The sequence below is a fragment of the Micromonospora sp. ATLC20 genome (assembly GCF_057196585.1).
Window position 1 is genome coordinate 1 of the sequence record NZ_JBXUOV010000409.1, and the last position, 737, is coordinate 737.

1 pseudogene is annotated in these 737 nt (G+C 81.0%); it reads right to left on the reverse strand.

Annotation, left to right across the window (positions count from 1 at the left end):
- Window positions 1-737, reverse strand: a pseudogene (locus AC2CHG_RS31670) (SCO7613 C-terminal domain-containing membrane protein); the annotation flags it as partial.

The following is a 737-nucleotide window of genomic DNA, read 5'->3' on the forward strand; positions in this document are numbered from 1 at the left end:
GCCCAGCGCGGCGAGCGCCACGCCGAGCACCGCGGTCGCGGCGAGCACTGCGACGGCCCCGCCCGGGGCGGCGCAGCCGACGAGCAGCGCGTGCCCGAGCAGTACCGCCCCGGCCGACGCGGCGACCGGCACGACGACCCGTCCCCCACGCGGCCGGGCCACCGCCGCCAGCAGCAGCGCGGCGGCGATCGTGAGGTCCACGACCAGCACCAGCGGCCACGGCGTCGCCGTCACGGCCGGCGCGGCGAGAGCGACCAGCCCGGCGGCGGCCACACCGGCGAGCGGCCGGACGGCCCGGGGCGTCAGCAGCGCGACCGCCCCGGCGGTCAGCAGCAGGGCTACCGGAAGCTGCCAGCCCCAGGACGGGACCGCCACGTCCCGCCCGCCCTGCCAGGCCGGAAAGCCGACGCTCGCGGTGGACGCGCCGACCAGGCCGGTGAGCACGACCGCCACCTGGCCCAGCGCGGCGGCCACGGCGAGCCCGCCCACGAGCGGACCGGTCCGGACCGGTGCCGGCAGCGCCCGGACCGCACCGGCGAGCGCCGCCACCACGAGGCCGGCGGCGATCAGCAGCAGCCCGGGCCGCCACTCGGCGACCGGCCGGATCAGCGCGAGAGCGAGCACCGGCACCAGCAACCCGGTGGTCGTCGCACGCCAGAGGCGGCCACCCGCGGCGAGCGCGCCGGCGACCAGCGCCAGCGCCACCACCAGCAGCGGGCCGCCGGCCAGCAGCGGCG